This is a genomic window from Streptomyces sp. NPDC008150 (assembly GCF_042956945.1).
Classification (GTDB): domain Bacteria; phylum Actinomycetota; class Actinomycetes; order Streptomycetales; family Streptomycetaceae; genus Streptomyces.
Genome location: NZ_JBIBHJ010000013.1, coordinates 181,246 through 196,928, shown reverse-complemented (window position 1 = coordinate 196,928; position 15,683 = coordinate 181,246). Strand labels below are relative to the sequence as shown.

Annotated in this window: 15 protein-coding genes; 9 read left to right on the top strand and 6 right to left on the bottom strand. The window is 73.0% G+C overall.

The genetic code is table 11. From position 1 onward, the window contains the following. Window positions 1-367: 367 nt before the first annotated feature. The 4 genes from ACFZA0_RS28475 to ACFZA0_RS28460 all read left to right on the top strand — a co-directional run bounded on the left by ACFZA0_RS28475 (window position 368) and on the right by ACFZA0_RS28460 (window position 3,876). Entirely contained in the window at window positions 368-940 is a 573-nt protein-coding gene (locus ACFZA0_RS28475) for a hypothetical protein (protein WP_391022176.1), read from the top strand. After that, the gene (locus tag ACFZA0_RS28470) at window positions 940-2,151 is read left to right on the top strand and encodes an MAB_1171c family putative transporter (RefSeq protein WP_391022174.1); all 1,212 of its coding nucleotides are present in this window, start codon (window positions 940-942) and stop codon (window positions 2,149-2,151) included. Before ACFZA0_RS28475 ends, ACFZA0_RS28470 begins: the two co-directional genes overlap by 1 nt. Further along, entirely contained in the window at window positions 2,144-3,577 is a 1,434-nt protein-coding gene (locus tag ACFZA0_RS28465; RefSeq protein WP_391022172.1) for an FAD-dependent monooxygenase, read from the top strand. Before ACFZA0_RS28470 ends, ACFZA0_RS28465 begins: the two co-directional genes overlap by 8 nt. A gap of 110 nt (window positions 3,578-3,687) precedes the next feature. Next, window positions 3,688-3,876 (top strand): CsbD family protein, encoded by a 189-nt coding sequence (locus tag ACFZA0_RS28460; protein WP_391022170.1) that lies wholly within the window; start codon window positions 3,688-3,690, stop codon window positions 3,874-3,876. 203 nt (window positions 3,877-4,079) lie between these two features. Here ACFZA0_RS28460 and ACFZA0_RS28455 read toward each other — a convergent pair whose 3' ends face one another. Beyond that, on the bottom strand, window positions 4,080-5,720 hold the full coding sequence (locus ACFZA0_RS28455) for a DHA2 family efflux MFS transporter permease subunit (RefSeq protein WP_391022168.1): 1,641 nt from the start codon (window positions 5,718-5,720) through the stop codon (window positions 4,080-4,082). Window positions 5,721-6,811: 1,091 nt separating this feature from the next. Further along, complete coding sequence (locus ACFZA0_RS28450) at window positions 6,812-7,207, bottom strand: DUF5997 family protein (protein ID WP_391022166.1); 396 nt, start codon at window positions 7,205-7,207, stop codon at window positions 6,812-6,814. 109 nt (window positions 7,208-7,316) lie between these two features. Here ACFZA0_RS28450 and ACFZA0_RS28445 point away from each other — a divergent pair, with 109 nt between their 5' ends. The 4 genes from ACFZA0_RS28445 (at window position 7,317) to ACFZA0_RS28430 (ending at window position 11,021) form a co-directional block, all read left to right on the top strand. Beyond that, on the top strand, window positions 7,317-8,168 hold the full coding sequence (locus tag ACFZA0_RS28445; RefSeq protein ID WP_391022165.1) for a LysR substrate-binding domain-containing protein: 852 nt from the start codon (window positions 7,317-7,319) through the stop codon (window positions 8,166-8,168). Window positions 8,169-8,393: 225 nt separating this feature from the next. Continuing rightward, the gene (locus tag ACFZA0_RS28440; protein ID WP_391022163.1) at window positions 8,394-10,004 is read left to right on the top strand and encodes an MFS transporter; all 1,611 of its coding nucleotides are present in this window, start codon (window positions 8,394-8,396) and stop codon (window positions 10,002-10,004) included. Next, a complete protein-coding gene (locus ACFZA0_RS28435; protein ID WP_391022161.1) occupies window positions 10,001-10,660 on the top strand; it encodes a TetR family transcriptional regulator in 660 nt (219 codons plus the stop codon). The genes ACFZA0_RS28440 and ACFZA0_RS28435 overlap by 4 nt, the downstream gene beginning before the upstream one ends. A 157-nt stretch (window positions 10,661-10,817) precedes the next feature. Then, entirely contained in the window at window positions 10,818-11,021 is a 204-nt protein-coding gene (locus ACFZA0_RS28430; RefSeq protein ID WP_391022159.1) for a hypothetical protein, read from the top strand. Between the two features lie 65 nt (window positions 11,022-11,086). Here ACFZA0_RS28430 and ACFZA0_RS28425 read toward each other — a convergent pair whose 3' ends face one another. The 3 genes from ACFZA0_RS28425 to ACFZA0_RS28415 all read right to left on the bottom strand — a co-directional run bounded on the left by ACFZA0_RS28425 (window position 11,087) and on the right by ACFZA0_RS28415 (window position 13,784). Beyond that, complete coding sequence (locus ACFZA0_RS28425; RefSeq protein ID WP_391022157.1) at window positions 11,087-12,643, bottom strand: arabinofuranosidase catalytic domain-containing protein; 1,557 nt, start codon at window positions 12,641-12,643, stop codon at window positions 11,087-11,089. Window positions 12,644-13,034: 391 nt separating this feature from the next. Beyond that, complete coding sequence (locus tag ACFZA0_RS28420; protein WP_391022331.1) at window positions 13,035-13,496, bottom strand: transcriptional repressor; 462 nt, start codon at window positions 13,494-13,496, stop codon at window positions 13,035-13,037. 81 nt (window positions 13,497-13,577) lie between these two features. Continuing rightward, window positions 13,578-13,784 carry a DUF2180 family protein gene (locus ACFZA0_RS28415; RefSeq protein WP_391022155.1) on the bottom strand — a complete coding sequence of 69 codons (207 nt, stop codon included), beginning with the start codon at window positions 13,782-13,784 and terminating at the stop codon, window positions 13,578-13,580. 144 nt (window positions 13,785-13,928) lie between these two features. On the opposite strand from ACFZA0_RS28415, the gene ACFZA0_RS28410 reads away from it, so the two are divergent. Beyond that, window positions 13,929-14,852, top strand: a complete 924-nt coding sequence (locus ACFZA0_RS28410) for a fructosamine kinase family protein (protein WP_391022153.1) — start codon at window positions 13,929-13,931, stop codon at window positions 14,850-14,852. 104 nt (window positions 14,853-14,956) lie between these two features. On the opposite strand, the gene ACFZA0_RS28405 is transcribed toward ACFZA0_RS28410, so the two are convergent. Further along, entirely contained in the window at window positions 14,957-15,634 is a 678-nt protein-coding gene (locus ACFZA0_RS28405) for a class I SAM-dependent methyltransferase (protein WP_391022151.1), read from the bottom strand. Window positions 15,635-15,683: the final 49 nt, after the last annotated feature.

The following is a 15,683-nucleotide window of genomic DNA, read 5'->3' as shown; positions in this document are numbered from 1 at the left end:
GCCGCGACGCCGCGGTCCCGCTCCCGCCGCGGGCGGGAACACCAGGCCGGGACGGGTCGCCGCCCCGGCCGTCCCCGCCCGCCGACAGCCCAACCCTTCGGCGCAACAGCCCTGTTGGGGACGGCTTTCGGCCAAAAACCCGCCGCTGTCCGCGTCCTGGGGCCACGATCGCCCCGCACCTGCCGCGTTCCCTGGTCAGCCGGTGTCGCCAGGGCATAGGGTCGGCTGCGCCCCCCGAGAACATTCCCACTCCCGGAGGCCAGTAGGTGAGTCAACCGCCACCACAGCCCGCACCGCACGCGACGGCGCCCGCCCCCGGCCACGGGGCCCGCGGGACCGTTCTCCGTCGTCGCCCACGGGGCGGCGCATGACCAGGCAGAGTTCGCCGCGGCAGTTCCTCGCCCGGCTCGTGCGCGACACCGCCCGCACCCTGACCCCGCCGACGGAACCGAAGGCGTTCCTGCACGCCCTGTGCGCCACGCTCAGTCCGGGGCTGGACCGGCCAGTGCGGCTGAAGTTCGTGACCTTCCCGGCGGGCCTCGACGTGTCGGGCATGACCTTCGCCATGGCCGACGAGTACATCGTCGTCGTCGAGGAACGCGCCCGCGACGAGCACAAGTTCGTGATCGCCGGGCACGAACTCGGGCACGTCTACTACCAGACGCTCGGCGTCCACTACCCGGCCGGCGTGCCCGCCGCCGCCCGCCGGCTGCTGTCCCGGGCCGACGCCGACATCCCGTGGGACCGCGTCGTCGCCATGGCCACCCGCTCCGCCGCGGCCACCAGCCCGGAGGCCGAGTGGCAGGCCGAGGAGTGCGGACTGCGCCTCGCCGCGAAGTTCACCAAGGTCGTCGGCCCGCGTGCCGCCGCCTCCCGGCTCACCCAGGACACCCTCACCGACCGCCTCTCGTCGTCCCTGGGCAACGTCGGCGGACCCTGATGCGCTGGGACATCGCCGGCTACTTCTCCGTCTACGCCGTCGCGGCGGTGCTGCTGTGCATCGCCTTCGTGATCAAACTCCCGCTGCTGCGGCGAGCCTGGCAGGACCCGATCCTGCGGGCCACCGCGCTGCTGCTCGCCCTCGCCGTCGTCGTCTTCGTGTCCCTGCCCCCGGCGAACCTGCACCGCATCAACCGGATCACCGGCGTCCCCAACTTCGCCGGGCTGTGGGTGTATTCACTGCTCACCTGCTATTGCGGCGCCTGCCTGTGGCTCATCATCACCTGGCGCGAGCCGCCGTCCGCCGTCCGGCGGCGGCGCACCCGCACGGTGGGGGTCGTCTACGCCGTCATCGTCGTCGGCCTGTGGGTGACGTTCTTCCTCGCGCACACCCGCGTCGAGCGGCTGCGGGACCTGGACACCTACTACGCGAACACGCCGTGGATGCGCGAGAACGTGATGTTGTACCTGGTCGCGCACATGGTGTCCGCGTTCGTGGCGGCGGGCATCCTGTGGACCTGGTTCAAGGAGGTGCACGACACGTGGCTGCGCCGCGCGGTGGTGCTGCTCCAGGCCGCGTACGCGCTCGGGTTCCTCTTCGACGTCGCGAAGGTGACGGCGGTCGTCGCCCGCTGGACCGGACGCGACTGGGACTGGCTCTCCACCTACGTCGCGCCGCCCTTCGCGCTCGCCGAGGCCGTGCTCGTCGCGGTGGGCTTCATCGCCGGCCAGGGCGGCCCCGTCGCACAGGAACGGTGGCACATGCGGCGCACCCATCTCCGCCTCGAACCGCTGTGGCGGCTCATGCAGACGGTCAGCGCGCCTCCGGCCCCGGCGACCGGCCATGTCAGCGGCGTGGCACTCCAGTTGGGCCGGCGCAAGGCCGCCATCAACGACGGGCTGCTCAAGGTCGCGCCCCATCTGAACCCGGCCCGCCGGGCCACCGCCGCGCGGGCCGCCCTGGCCGCGGGGCTCACCGAGGAGACCGCGCGCGGCGTCGCCGGCGCGGTCGACATCCTCGTCGCGGTCGACACCCTCCGGACGGCCGACGGCGCCCGCCCGGACCCGCACGCCCCACCCGACGCACCCGCCCCGCAGGCGCCGGACAGCGAACTCGACTCGATCGCCCGCGCCCTGCGCTCCCACCTGCCCACCGTCGAAGCACTCCGCCGGCAGGCGGCCGCCACAGAAGGTCTCACCACACATGCCTGACAGCTCATTCGTCCGCGGCCGTCGCGCGATCGTCGTCGGCGGCAGCGTCACCGGGATGCTCACGGCGGCCGTCCTCGCCGACCGCTTCGACGAGGTCACCGTCGTCGAGAGCGACCGGCTGCCCGCCGGTCCCGAGCACCGCAGGGGTCTGCCCCAGGCACACCACGCCCACCTGCTGTGGTCCGGCGGCGTCGCGGCATTCGAGGACCTGCTGCCCGGCGTCACCGACGAACTCGTCGCCCGCGGCGCCCGGTTGATCGACATCATGACCGACCTGGTGAGCAAGGCGCCGTCGGGCGAGTGGTTCCGGCGGTTCACCGGGGCACGGCACCGCATGATCGTCTGCGGCCGTCCGCTCCTCGACTCCGTGGTGCGCGAGCGGGTCCTCGCACACCCCCGGATCACCCTGCTCGACGGGACCCGGGTCGCCGGGCTCACCGGCGGCGCGGAACGGGTGACCGGCGTGAGCGTGCCCGCCGCGACGGGCGACGGCGGCGGGACCCCGGCCGCGACCCGCGATCTCCCGGCCGACCTGGTCGTCGACGCGAGCGGTCGCGGCTCGCAGGCGCACCGCTGGCTGGAGGCCCTCGGCCTGCCTCCCGTGCAGGAACGTATCGTCGACGCGGGTGTCGCCTACGCCAGCAGGCTGTACGAGGCTCCGGCCGACACGACGGTGCTGCGCTTCCCCGTCGTCAACGTGCAGGCCGACCCGCGCAACGCGCCGGGACGCGGCGGAGTCGTCGTCCCGGTCGAGGGCGACCGCTGGCTCGTGACGCTGTCCGGCACGCGCGGTGGTCAACCGACCGCCGATCCCGACGAGTTCACCCGGTTCGCGCTCGACGGGCCGCCGCACCCGGTGATCGGTGAGCTGATCTCGCACGCCAAGCCGCTCACCGACCCGGTGACCACCCGCAGCACCGCCAACCGGCGGCGCTACTACGAACGGGCGAGGTCCTGGCCCGAGGGCTTCGCGGTGCTCGGTGACGCCGTCGCCGGCTACAACCCCGTGTACGGGCACGGCCTGTCCGTCGCCGCCCAGAGCGTGGTCGCGCTGCGCGCGGTACTGGACCGGTACGGCGCGGTGCGTCCCGGCAACGGGCGCCGCATCCAGCGGGCGGCGGCGCGGCCGGTCGGCAACGCCTGGAACCTCGCGGTCGGGCAGGACGCGTACTACCCGGACGCGGCGCCGGAACCGCCGAAGGCCGTCGAGCGGCTGCTGTCCGCCTACGTGGACCGGGCGGTCGCGGCCGGCTCGCAGAACCCGCGGGCGCTGCGCGGACTGCTCGACGTGATGAGCCTGAGGACCGCTCCGACCAGGCTCTTCGCCCCCGACATGCTGTGGTCCGTCGCCTTCGGGCCGCGCAAGGGACCGCTGGGCGGGCCCCCGCTGACCGACGCGGAACGCAAGGCCGCCGGGCTGGACTGACGGGCCGGACCGGGGACGGCCTCCGGGGCCGGGGTGCGCTCGACGTGCGGGCGGGTGGGAGCAGACCTAGCGTGGCTGGCGTACCCGCACGGACGACCTAGGGAGCGATCATGGGCGACAGCGCGATGGACAAGGCCAAGGGCAAGGCCAAGGAAATGGTCGGCAAGGCCACCGGCAACGACAAGATGGCCGCCGAGGGCAAGACCGACCAGGCCAAGGGCGGAGTGCGCGGTGCCGCCGACTCCGCCCGCGACAAGGCCGAGGGCGTACGCGACTCCCTCAAGCCCGACGACAAGTAGTGGCATGCGGCCGTGCACCGCACGGCCCGGACGGCGGGTCCCGGCGCTGTGCGCGGGGACCCGCCGTCGTGTCCGGGCGGTGCGCCTCGGGCGAGCCTGAACGGCGGTTCCCGGCAACGCAGTTGAGGGACCCGGCGTACTGCGCACCGCGGGGGTGACCACCGGTCGGCGGTCACCCCCGTGGTGCTGTGCCGCGGTGCTGCTCAGCCGGCGTCGCCGACCGCGCTCACCCCGGCCGGGTGGGTCGCCGCCGCGGCCTCGGCCGCGACGCCGGCGTCCACCGGCCTGCGGTTGCGGACGCCGATGAGGGCGAGAGCGACGACGGCGGCCACCAGCATGCCGATGCCTCCGACGAGCGCGCAGGTGTGGAGCGCGTCGGTGAAGCTCGCACCGTACGCGCTCAGCGCCCTGCCCGTCGCCTCGGGGGTCTTGAGCTGGAGGAAGGCGCCGGCCTGGATGCCGACGTTGTCGACGATGCCGATGACCTGGCCGCCGTCGGCCGCGCTGAGGCCGGACTGGCCGACGTGGGCGGGCAGCGTGTCCAGGGTGCGGTTGGTGAGGATGACACCGAAGATCGCGGGGCCGAGCGCACTGCCGATCTGGCGCAGCGCGCTGTTGGCGGAACCGGCCGTGCCCGCGAGGTTACGGGGCAGGCTGTTCATGGCGATGGTCGTGATGGGAGCCATCGCGAGGGCTATGCCGATACCGAGGACGGCGATGACCAGGGCGGCCTCACCGGTGCCGGTGTCGGCCTTGAAGAGGTTGACGAGCAGGGCGCCGATACCGCCGACGACGAGGCCGGTGACCAGCAGCAGGCCCGGGGAGAACCTGTTCATCAGGCGGCCGACGAGCGGGCTGAGGACGACGGTGAAGCCGTTGAGGGCGATCAGCCGCAGGCCGGTGTCCCACGTCGAGGCGTGGTGCACGAGGCCGAAGTACTCGCTGAGCGAGAAGACCAGGCCGACCTGGGCGAACAGGGTGACGGCCATGACCAGCGCGGCGCCGGAGAACGCGGGGGAACTGAACAGGCGCATGTCGAGCATCGGGCACGGGGACCGCAGCTCCGCCATGACGAAGCCGACGAGCGCGAGCGCCGCGACGACGAAGCCGACGACGACCTTGGGGTCGCCCCAGCCGTCGCTGCCGCCCTCGATGACGCCGTAGACCAGACCCGTGATGGTGAGGATGGCCAGGATCTGGCCGGGGATGTCCAGGTGACGCTCACGCTCGGCGCGGGAGTCCTTCAGGACGACGAACCCGACGGCGGCGACGACCGCGCCGATGACGACGGACGGCAGGAAGATCCAGCGCCAGCTCGCGTGCTCGACGATGAGGCCGTTGAACAGCGGGCCGAGCGTCAGACCCAGCCCCAGGGAGGCGGTCCACAGGGCGATCGCACGGGCCCGCTTGTGGTGGTCCGGGCACACGTGGCTGATGAGGCCGAGGGTCGAGGGCAGCAGGGCGGCGGTGCCGATGCCGGTCAGCGCCTGGCCGACGCACACCTGGACGACACTGTTCGCCGTCAGACACACGAGACAGCCGATGACGGCGAGCGCGAGGCCCGACAGGTAGATCTTCTTGCGGCCGAAGAGGTCACCGAGCATGCCCAGGGTCAGCAGCAGGGCGGCGGTCGGCAGGATGAACGCGTCGGTTATCCACTGGAGTCCGACGGTGGAGGCGTCGAGCGCCTGCTGGATCACCGGCAGGGCGGTGGAGACACCGACCACGGGGAGATACGAGACAAAGACTCCCAGGCAGGCCAGCGTGATGGTGGCCGCCGAGTACCGGGTCGCGGCCGATGACTCGGGCGACTCGGGCGATGCATGGGAAGCGATGGTCGACATGGCACCTCGATACGTCGTGGGTGGCGAGTTGGTTACTGACTGTGCGCGGCAGGGCGACGATCCGTCGAGCTCGGTGGTGCGGGGAAGCGTCGTTCTACAGCGCGGCTGACGGTGCCGACTCGGTCAGCGCTCTCTTGCGGCCGGGGCCGTGACGTCGAGGTGCTCTGCCGCCGAGAGGGGCGGCCGGTGTGACGGAAACCTGTGGGCCGTGCGACGGGCGCGCAGCGGTTTCGGCTTGAATCTCCATTGATGGAAGCCATTTCTGGTAAAGGGGGAAACCGCTTCGGACCGTATACCGGGCAGGGTGTCGGCGAGATGCCCTTGTACCTGCAAACTAAGGTGAACGAGCATGACCGCTCGGCCCCCGGAAGCCCTGTCCCCGGGGCGCCCCGGCCCTGTCCGCGAGACGCCGAAGGCTCGTCGGGCAGTCGTGTTTCCGCTGGTGGGGACCGTGGCACCGAGACACGTCACCAGACCATCGACCGGCGTTGATACGGCCGTCGTCAGCCTGTAACAAGGCACCCGGCAGAGCCCCTCGGTGAGGGCCGTGCCCATCTTTTTGCCCGTCCGCGGGCCTTGTCCGACACCTTCGGAACGCCCCCCGGGCGGTCCGCCCGCTCAACACGGCGCAGACATAAGCGCCTTGGCCGGATCAGCACCGTCGCGGAACACCCGCACGCCGCCCACGGCACGGCGACCGCCCGGGGCGAGGGCGGCGGAGGACGACGGGCACACGCGTCCGCGCGGCCGTGGGCGACGGGGATGCGCGGGGCCGGCGGGACGTCGCGGGGGCGGCCGGACGCCCGGCACAGCAAACACACAGAGTTACCGCGCGGCATGCCGCTCCGGGCTCCGGGCCGTCTCGCGCCGGGGGGCCGGCACGCGGGGCGCGACATGGGTCGCCCCTCGACTCCGGGCGGAGACCGAGGGGCGGGGTGTGCACACGTGCGCACGAGCGAGCGCGTCCGCCGGGGACCGGCTCGTGCCGCAGGCCGGTGAGGAGGTCGGTACCGGCGAGACCGGGGGGCGGGCCGTTTCCCTGCACTGCCGACGGGTGCGGCCGACCAGTCCGGCCGACCGCTCATGCTGGGTCAGTCCTGCTGGCCCGCCGTCTTCTCGGCCTGCTTGGCCTTGATGCGGACCGTCTCCTTGCGGACCTCGGCCTGGGTGGCGCGCTCCTTGGCCAGCCACTCGGGAGACTCCGTCTTGATCTCCTCGATCTGCTCCGTGGTGAGCGGCTCGGTGAGACCGGCGCGGGCGAGGCCGGAGATGGAGACCCCGAGCTTGTTCGCCACGACGGGGCGCGGGTGCGGGCCGTCCCGGCGCAGGTCGTTCAGCCAGGAGGGCGGGTCGGTCTGGAGTGCGGCCAGATCGGCGCGCGAGACGACGCCCTCCCGGAACTCCGCGGGGGTGGCTTCGAGAAGTACACCCAGCTTCTTGGCCGCGGTCGCGGGCTTCATGGTCTGGGGGCTGTGCTGCGACGTCATGGGTCCAGGGTATCGGCCGTTCGGGCCTCCGCCTCCCGCGCCCGGACCTGCCCCGCCCACGGCGGCCCGAGCGGGAAACGCCGAGGTGCCCGCCGGGTAGCCTGAGGGGGTGAGTGGCTCCGAGGTACCCCGTTCGTTCCGCCTCGCCTACGTTCCCGGCGCGACCCCCTCGAAGTGGGTCCGGGTCTGGAACGAGCGCCGCCCGGACACCGCCCTGGAGCTGGTCCCGGTGGCGCCGGGCGAGGCCGCCGGGCTGCTCGGCGGCGGGGAGGTGGACGCCGGGATCGTCCGGCTGCCGGTGGACCGCACGCGGTTCAGCGCGATCCCCCTCTACACGGAGACGACCGTGGTGATCGTCCCGAAGGACCACCTGCTCACCGCCGCCGACGAGGTCACCGTCGAGGACCTGGCCGACGAGGTCGTGCTGCACCCCCTCGACGACACCCTCGGCTGGGACGCCACCCCGCCGGGCGAGCCCGCCTTCGAGCGGCCCGCGACGACGGAGGACGCCGTCGAACTGGTCGCCGCCGGCATCGGCGTCCTGCTCGTCCCGCAGTCCCTGGCCCGGCTCCACCACCGCCGCGACCTGACCTACCGGCCCATGGGCGAGGACGTGCCGCGCTCCTCGGTGGCACTGTGCTGGCCCGAGGACGCCACCACCGACGACGTCGACGACTTCATCGGCATCGTCCGGGGCCGCACCGCCAACAGCACGCGCGGGCGCGACCGGACCTCGGGCACCGCGTCGTCCGACGGCGGGGGCCGAGGCGCCAAGGGAGCGCCGGCGCAGAAGGCGTCCCCGGCACGCTCCGGCGGCAGGTCCGGCGGCGGCAAGGCGGGGAACAGCAAGGCGGGAAGCGGCAGGGCGGGCGGTGGCAAGGCGGGCGGTGCCCGCCGGTCGTCGGGGTCGGGGTCCAGCTCGGGCTCGGGCTCGCGCGGCAAACCGCGTCGCCGCTCGTAGCGCGGCGACGGCCTCCGCCGCCGGTTTCTCCGTGGCGGCACCCTGACTACGTCCGACCGCTCCAGCGGTACTCCTGGTTGGTCGCTACACTTGTCATCCATCGATGACATCTGTTGGTGACATCCGTCGGTGACATGACCGGACGGCACATCCCGTCCGCAGCCGCAGGACCACATGACCGGCCCGTTCGCACCGCGCGGGATCCGTCCGGGAGGACCGAGCCAGATGACCGTGCAGGAACCCGCACCGAGGCCCGCGGGGGCCGCGGCGTCCGCCGACGCGTCCATACCCGGGGAGCACCCGCCCGGCAGGTCCGCACCCGGCAGGGCGCTGCTTCCCTCCCTGATGTTCACCGCCCTGACGGTGTCCGTGATCAGCACGCTCGGGGCGCCGATGGTGCCGACGATCGCGCGTGAGCAGCACGTCAGCCTGAGTGCCGCCCAGTGGATCCTCACCGTGACGCTGCTGGCGGGCGCGGTGGCCGGGCCCGTGCTCGGCCGGCTCGGGGACGGGCCCCGGCGGCGCGGAGCCATCCAGGGCGCGCTCGCCTGTGTGTTCGCGGGCAGTGTGCTCGCCGCCGTCGCGCCCGCGTTCGGTCTGCTGCTCGCGGGACGCGCGTTGCAGGGCATCGGTATGGGACTCATGCCGCTGGCGATCTCCGTGGCGCGGGAGAACCTGCCCGCCGACCGGATGCGGTCCGGAATCTCGTCCCTGTCGATCACGACGTCCGTCGGCGCCGGGCTCGGTTACCCCATCACCGGTGTCATCGCCCAGAACCTCGACTACCGGGCCGGGTTCTGCTTCGCCGCCGTCCTGTCCGCCGCGGCCCTCGTGGTCGTGACGCGGGTGGTGCCGCGCGGCTCCTCGGTCCCGCACCGTCCGCTCGACGTGGTCGGCGCGACGCTGCTGTGCACCGGCCTCGCGGCGGTACTGCTCGCCCTCAGCCAGGGCGTCGCCTGGGGCGCCACGGCTCCCGCCACCCTCACCTGCGTGGTGGTCGGCGTGGTGCTGCTCGCCGCCTGGGCCGTGCACGCGCTGCGGACCCGGCACCCTCTCGTCGACCTGCGCCTCATCCGCAACCGCGCGGTCCTGGCGGCCAACACGACCGCCCTGCTGATGGGCGTCGGCATGTACGCGACCCTGTCGCTGGTGAACCTGTACACCCAGGTTCCCGCCTCGGCCGGGTACGGCTTCAGCCTGTCGCTCACCGCGACCGGCCTGGTCCTCATGCCCCTCTCGCTGGGCAGTCTCACCGCCAACCGCGTCGCCTCCGGCCTCGTGTCCCGCGTCGGGCTCCTCCGGGTCCTGCCGCTGGGCGCGCTCGTGGTCACCGTGGACCTCGCGCTCCTCGCGCTGTGGCGCGGCCACCTCGGTGTGCTGATCCTCGGCACCTTCCTGCTCGGCAACGGCGTGGGGGCCGCGTACGCCGCGATGCCGGTCCTCATCGTGCGCAACGTCCCGGCGTCCGAGACGGGCAGCGCGACCAGCCTCAACCAGGTCCTGCGCACCATCGGCGGGTCCGTCGGCAGCGCCGCCATCTCCGCGATCATGCTGGGGTACACGCCCGCCGGCGGCTCCGTTCCGCGCGAGGGCGCGTACACCGCCGCGTTCCTGCTCACCGCGGGCATCTCCCTGCTCGGCGTCGTCGCGGCCGTCGTGCTGCCCGGCCGTCGCGGCAGGAGCGCGGACGCCGCCGGCACGGCGGCCCCGCGGGCGCACCGGCCGGTGGCGTCCGGCGGGGCGGTCACCGTGGGTGAGGTATCGTCCGGCGGGGCCGGGGCCGTCGTCGGCACCGCCGCCACGGACAGCGGACGCGAGGCTGAGGACGGGTCATGACCGCAGATGCGGAACGCCGGCACGGCAGACGGCGTGACGCGGACGCCACCCGCGCCGCCCTGTTGCGGGCGGCCCGCGACCTCTTCGGCCTGCACGGCTACGAGGCGGTGACCCTGCGGGACATCGGCGAGCGGGCCGGTGCGGACGCGTCCCTGATCGCCCGCTACTTCGGCAACAAGGCGGCGCTGTACCGCTCGGCGGTCGCCGAGGACGGCCGCGAGGTCCCCGCCGCTCCCCCGGTCTTCGACCTGACGGCGTACACCGCGCAGGCGCTGCGCCGCGTCGACGAACGGGGTACGCCCGGACCGCTCGTACAGTCCCTGGTCTCGCAGGGCGGCGCGCCCGAGGCCCGGGAGGCGGCGGCGAACGACGTGCGCACCCGGCTGATCGACCCGCTCGTCGACCACCTGACGGCGGAGGGCGTCCCGGACCCGGACGGTACGGCCGAGACGCTCGTCGCGTGCCTCATGGGCGTGATCGCCATGCGCCCCGGGGGCCTGTTCCCCGCACTGACCCGGGCGGACCCCGAGACCGTCGGCGCGCTCCTGCACGCCGCCGCGCGGTCGGCCGTGCCGTTCCTCACGCGAGGTGCGGCCGAGGACGTCGGCGAGACGCCGGAGACAGAGGGTGACATCGACGTCGCCCCGGAGAGCTGACTGCCGACGGCCGTGCACCTGTGATCGTCCGGCGGTCCGCCCGCGCCCACGGTGGACACTAAAACGGTCAGAAGCGCTTCAAGACCGACATACACGGCCGAACAGGTGCGAGAGACAGCTATGTTGACGCCTTCGTCGCTCAACACGGGGTCGCACCTTGAAAGTTCTCTGGATTCTGCTCGCTCTCCTGCTCTCCTACATCGTCCTCGACGCCGGCGTCGCCTGCGTCCGGGGCCGGACGCTGGAAACCGTGGTCGGCAACCTCCTGCTCATGTGGGTGAGCGGCTGGTACGCCGCGCTCATCTGGCGGCGGCTGCTGCCCCGGAGGTCCGCGCCGGCCGCCGCCCCCGCGGCCGACTGACGGCGCGCCGTCGCGCGGGAGCCGCAACGGCCGCCCGCGCGACGGCACCGGAGGGGGCGAGCAGGTCACGGGGTCCAGGGCGCACCCACGGCCCAACTCACGTCCGCCGCCCAGGAGGTGGCGCTGTCGAAGGCGTTCGTGCCGCCGTTGGACGCGATGTAGAGAGTGTTGTTGTAGTGGCGCAGGAAGCGCGTCGGGAAGTTGTACGACGCGAACGACGTGCCCGTCCCGCTCTTGCCGGTCGTCGGGCAGAACGTGGCGTCGGCGCGGAACAGGGCTGTCCCGTCCATGGGTTGGCGGTAGAGCTGGTAGTTGGAGTGGCGCAGGAAGTCGCCCGGATAGTTCCGCGACTCGAACGACACGCAGGACGAACCGGCCAGTCCGCGGCGGACGATCCACGAGGCGTCGCCCTTGTCCAGGGCGGAACTTGACGCGCCGACCACGCTGGTGACCACGCTGTTGTTCTGGTGCCGGACGTACCGGTCGGTGTACCCGGCGGTGGTCGCCCGCAGGGAGACGGTCGAACCGGGCGTGAGACTCCCGGCGGCGACGGGACTCGCCGCGCCGTAGCCGACCGCGACGACGTTGGCCTGGACGGAGTTGTCCGCCGCGTCGGTGGGCAGACCGCTGGTCATGACGCCCTCGAAGAACGAACCGATGGAACCGTTGGAGTTGTCGCCGCCGGTGCCCAGGACGATCGAACCCTCCTGGTGCATCGGCGAGTAGCCCGACGTCGTGGGCTCCGCGCCCGCGTATCTCGTGGTCAGGGAGCCCGCCTGGGCGTTGCCGTCCTTGAGCGCGAAGTAGTTCTGCCCGTTGTTCTTCAGCAACGCGGTGACGAACGGCGCGGAGTTGCCGGTGTTGGAGGTGTTGGTGCTGTGGCCGAGGTTCGACTGGAAGAGGCCGTTCTCCAGGTCGGCCTGGACCCAGGGGCCGGTGCCGTAGCAGGGCGCGAACCAGCACTCCGTACCGAAGTTGATCGCGTCCATGTGCCCGTTCCCGGTGTCCGCGATCTGCACCTCGGCGTTGCCGTAGTCGAAGCAGCAGGCGCTGTTCACGTGGGTGCCGGAGGTCACCATGTACATCCCCTCGGGCCGGCCGTTCACGGCCACACCCGCGGCCGCCGTGTGCCGGTAGCCCATCCGGCCGGAGAACGAGACGCCGTAGACCTGGTGTCCGCCCGCGGTGACCGGCAACGCGTCCGCCGGGGCACCGGAGTTGGCCGGGCCCGCGGTTCCCGCCGGTTCGATGAAGAGGTCGTTGTCGCGCGGCGACTGGTCGTAGATGACGTTGATGACGCAGGTCGTGCCGGCGCAGAAGCTGTCCTGCGCGGCCGCGTTGGCGTAGCCGCCGGTGGTGAGGAGCCCGACGTCGGCCGTGGCCCCGTCGGAGGCGCGCTTCACCTGGTAGAGCGCACCGCCGTACGAGGCGTAGAGGGCGCGCGTGGTGCTGTGGGCGGCGACGCAGGGGGTGCCCGCCGCCGCGTAGATGTCGCAGGGCAGCGAGGTCGCCGCCCGCGCGGTGCCCGCTCCGCCGCCGAGGGCGGCGACGAGTAACGCGACCGTCGCGAGCAGCGCGAAGAGCGCCTTTCTCAGGTGAGGGAGGGGTGTTCTGTGTGCCATGGATGCCATGTGGACCACTTGCGTCCTTTCGTGACCTGCGCGGGTTGCGGAATGTGCGTGGCACGGCCGGGGGTTCGCGGAGCGTTCGCGCTCCGGGGCCACGGGCCCCGAAGGGCGCTGATGATGACGTGCACCTGACATACATGCGGGGGCATTGCGCACGGACACCGCACGCCCCCGGCAACCGGGGACGCGCCGTTCGACTCCACGGGGCAGTTCGTTCGATATTTCGAATGTGGGTCGGCTCCGCGAACGCAACATAGGGAGGCGGGGAACGGACGTCAATGCTCCGAACGCAAGCGGCGTCAGCGGCCGACGGGCCGAACGAGAAGACCCCGTTGTGGCGCCGCCCGGTCAAGGGCGGTGCCACAACGGGGTCCTGGGCGCGGTCTCAGCCGACGGGGGATTCGGCGGGGGCCGGCTCGGCGGCCGGTTTCCGCCGGCAGTCCACGCACACTCCCCACCAGGTGATCTCGGCCTCGTCGATGGCGAACCCCTTGTCCTCCAAGGGATCCAGGCACGGTGCGGCACCGACCGCGCAGTCGACGTCCTCGACGCGTCCGCAGCCGCGGCAGACCAGGTGGTGGTGGTTGTCACCGACGCGCAGTTCGTAGCGGGCGGGCGAGCCCGCCGGCTCGATGCGGCGGACCAGGTGCACGCCGTCCAGGTCCTCCAGCACGTTGTAGAGACCCTGCCGGGACAGGGCGCCCGCGCCGGGGCCGGCGGCGATCCGCGCCTCCAGTTCGGACGCCGTGGAGTGCGGATGTCCGCGCAGGGCCTCCAGTACGGCACGGCGTTGCGCGGTGCTGCGCAGCCCCTTGCCCCGGAGCAGGTCGTCCACGCTCGGTGCCACGTCCACCACCACCCTCCTTCGGCCGTTCAGCCTACAACCGGCCCGTCGGCCACTGCCGGGGCGCCGGGCGGACCCCGCAGCTCAGTGGACGAGCGCGACCGGGCTGCAACTCGCGCACACCAGGCGGCGCACCGCGCCGCCCGAGGTACGGCCGAGGCCGTTCAGGCGCTGGACGTCCTCGCGGACGATCCGGGCGTGCTCGTCGCAGGCGAACAGACCACAGCGGGTGCAGGCGCCGATTCCGGCGGCGTTCTCGCGGCCCTCCTGGGCGCAGTCGTAGCAGTGCATCAATAACTCCAGATCAGGATGGGGACGGGAACGGACCGCACTGTCCTCCCTGACGTTTCCAGTCCCTCGAACGTAACCGCCACATTTGACACAGTCAAATCTAGCCGGGGGTGTGGGGCGGCGTACGGCCGTACGCTGGCCGACGTGTCCCCCCACGCCGACGCGCACCCCACCGCCGATTCGCCCGACGACTCCCCCGGCGCCGCGACCGCCCGCCTCACCGGGCGTTCGGTGACCGGGACACGACCGCTGCCGGGAGCGCTCACCGAAGTGACACTCGACGACGGGCGCACGGCCGTGGCCAAACGCGGTGCGGGTGCCGGGAGCCACGGAAGCGGGGCGCACGCGGACGCCGTGCGGGCCGAGGCCGCGGGGCTGCGCTGGCTGGCCGGGGCGGCCGCGGTGCGGGTGCCCCGGGTGCTCGGCGAGGACCGCCGGTGGCTGGTGACCGAGCGGGTGCCCGACGGCGCGCCGACCCCCGGCACGGCCGCACGGTTCGGCGCGGACCTGGCCCGGCTGCACGCCGCGGGTGCGGCCGCCTTCGGGGCGCCGCCGCCGGGCGGTCCCGAAGCCGCGTGCATCGGTCTCGCCCCGATGCGGAACGTGCCCGGCGACGACTGGCCCCGCTGGTACGCCGAGCACCGAGTGCTGCCCTACCTGCGCCGCGCGGTGGACGACGGCTCGGTGCGTCCCGCCGAGGCCTCGGTCATCGAGCGGGTCTGCGAGGAACTGCCCCGGCTGGCCGGCCCCGCCGAACCCCCGGCCCGGCTGCACGGCGACCTGTGGAACGGCAACGTCCTGTGGGACACCGGGGGCAACGCCTGGCTCATCGACCCCGCGGCGCACGGCGGCCACCGCGAGACGGATCTCGCCATGCTGCGGCTGTTCGGCTGCCCCCACCTGGACCGCGTACTGGACGGCTACGAGGACACGTCCCCGCTCGCGGAGGGCTGGCGCGACCGGGTCGGGCTGCACCAGCTGTTCCCGCTGCTCGTGCACACGGTGCTGTTCGGCCGCGGTTACGCCGGGCAGGCCCTCGCGGCGGCACGGTCGGCGCTCGGCGCCTGATCCACGCGACGGCCGGTGTTGGCGCGCGCCCGCGTCGCACGGTGCGCCCGGAGCCGGCATCGACATCGACATCGACATCGGCGGGTTCGCGCCCTCGGCCGGTGTCAGTCCTCGTCGCCCGTGACCAGCGCGAGGGTGAAGCCGTCGTACCCCTTGGCGCCGACGGTCTGGAGGGTGGTGGCCGTCAACCGGGGGTGTTCGGCGACGAGTTCGGTGAACCTGCGCACGCCCCGCACCCTGGGGTCGGGGTCGTCCGGGTCGGCGACGGCCCCGTCGCGGACCACGTTGTCGCCCACGATGACGCTGCCGGGGCGGGTGAGTTCGAGGGCCCAGCGCAGGTATTCGGGGTTGGACGGCTTGTCGGCGTCGATGAAGACCAGGTCGAAGGGACCGGCCCCCTCGGCGGCGAGCCGGGGCAGGGTGTCCACGGCCCTGCCGAGCCGGAGGTCCACGACATGGTCAAGTCCCGCTCGGGCCAGGGACGTCGACGCCGTCGCCGCGCAGGTCTCGTCGGCCTCCAGGGTGACCAGGCGGCCGCCCTCCGGCAGCGCGCGGGCCAGCCAGATCGTGCTGTAGCCGCCCAGGGTGCCGATCTCCAGGATCGAACGGGCGCCCCGGATCCGGGCGAGCAGATGCAGCAACTTGCCCTGGTTCGGCGCGACCTGGTGCGCCGGCAGTCCGGCGGCCTCGCTGTCGGCCACGGCCGCGCGCAGGGCGTCGTCCTCCTCGACCAGCAGGCCGTTGAAGTAGTCGTCGACGGCCGTCCAGGTGTGCTGCCCCATGTGAGTTCCCTTTCGATACTTACTTGTCACCGTTGAGACTAGCCGGTCG